Origin of the sequence: Pedobacter sp. (genome assembly GCF_045627485.1) — a bacterium.
Classification (GTDB): Bacteria; Bacteroidota; Bacteroidia; order Sphingobacteriales; family Sphingobacteriaceae; genus Pedobacter.
Map to the genome: position 1 here is coordinate 1 of NZ_JAZQNU010000207.1, position 1,852 is coordinate 1,852.

2 protein-coding genes are annotated in these 1,852 nt (G+C 43.5%); both read right to left on the reverse strand.

The features are described 5' to 3' along the window. Window positions 1-130: 130 nt before the first annotated feature. On the reverse strand, window positions 131-1,429 hold the full coding sequence (locus tag ACR2F3_RS16165; protein ID WP_432711022.1) for a serine hydrolase domain-containing protein: 1,299 nt from the start codon (window positions 1,427-1,429) through the stop codon (window positions 131-133). Between the two features lie 55 nt (window positions 1,430-1,484). After that, on the reverse strand, window positions 1,485-1,852 hold a 368-nt coding region (locus ACR2F3_RS16170; RefSeq protein ID WP_432711023.1), incomplete at its 5' end, for an IS66 family transposase.

Genomic DNA, 1,852 nt, shown 5'->3' on the forward strand with positions numbered 1-1,852 from the left:
ATAATCCAACCTTCATGCGGTGCAAAATAATCTCCTGGATTAAAAGAGGAACCTGAGTAATGGCCCTGTGAAAAAGCACCCAGGTAGGAAACCAGGGATACCAGGAGTAAAATAAATTTTTTCATGATCCTTATTTTTTACTGACAAAATACTTCGCTAGCGCTTTATAAGCAGGTAGCGAATAAGGATCGTTTGCTTGATTTGCAGCTAACGGATGCGATGCAACCCTTACAATTACCATTTTAGCGACTGGATCTACATAGATCGCTTGTCCGTGAACCCCCCGGGCGCTAATAGCCCCGTCCTGGTTGTCTGTAACCCACCACATATCCTTGTAGCTCCAGTTTTTCAAATTAGTGTATCCTGCTTTTTCAAATGCTTTCTGGCTACCGCCTGCACTGAACTCTTTTACAAGTTTTGAGGGAAGTATCTGTTTTCCATTGAAGAAGCCGTTATTACATACCATCGCACCAAACTTGGCCAGATCCCTCAAATTGACGTTGAATCCTCCTCCTGCATAAGCAATTCCTGAGCCGTCTACCTGGTAATATCCATCGAAGTGTGTACCTAGTGGTTTCCAGAGCCGTTCTGAAAGTAGCTCTGGAATGCTTTTTCCAGTTACACGACTGATGATCCAGCCCATCGCATCGGTATTGATTGTTCTATAACCAAATGCCAGCCCGTGTGTTCCTTCTTTTTTAACGGTTTCCAAATATTCATAATAGTTTTGCGGACCGTTATATCCGGCTGGTTTTGGGAAGGGATTTCCTGCGGCCGAATACGTCCATATTTCGGATTTGGGATTCGAATAATCTTCGCTATACTTTAGTGCGGTTGTCATATCCAGAATTTGGCGGACGGTAGCATCACCAAAGCCCGATTTCTTTAATTCAGGTACATACTCCCCGGCGGTTTTATTTTCATCAAGAACGCCTTCAGCAACCAACAAAGCGCCTAAGGTGCCCGTAAAGGTTTTGCTAACCGACATCAATGCGTGGATGCCATCAGGCTTTAATTCGCCGAAATATTTTTCATACACAATTTTTCCATCGTGCAAAACGATAACACCATCTGTGTAAACTTTATCTAATGATTCTTTCCAGGTCGTCCTTTCGGTTGTACCCATAACGGTAAACGTAATGGTATCTAATGCTTTATCAAGGTCTACGGAAAAGTTAAAGCGATTGTCTTGTGCCGATTGAACTACAGTGGTGGGGAGGAACTTTCTCATATGGCAAACGCTGTAACGTAATGCAGGAAAATTAAAGAAACTACCATCTGCTGCAGAAACGGTACGGTCTTTCGGAGGTGGAAACCCCTTCATCCATCCCATTTTGGTGGGGTCAGAATCATTGGAATTCAAAAAATCTTGTGCAATTAAAGGTTGTATTAATAATATCGACCCAATAATTAATGTGAACTTTTTCATAACTTTTTAATTAAAATTTGACACCAACGAACTTATTGATATTCAGCCTAATGTGTCAACAGTTGATATCCAGAATTGTGTCAATAAATTTGTTATTTTTAGTATCCGCCCATCCGAACCGTAATATCCACAGGCTTCCGTCTTTAAGGTGTTCAGTCAAGGGATCCCACCTGTGGGCCGCATAGTCCATGGCTTTTCCGATCTGACTTTTTGGTAATGTAGTTTTTATCTCCCTGCCGATCCACATCCCAAGCTCATTAGCCACCGGGAAGGCTTCCTCCAAGCGGAGTTGTTTGGTTGCTTCTGCATCCCTTGCCTTCCGCTCAACAGCATACAGCTGCTGGATGTATCCGACTACCTTTTTCCGCTCTTGGCCGGTCATTGTCCAGCGCCCGTACCAACTCGCGGTGTGCGTGTGCCCAA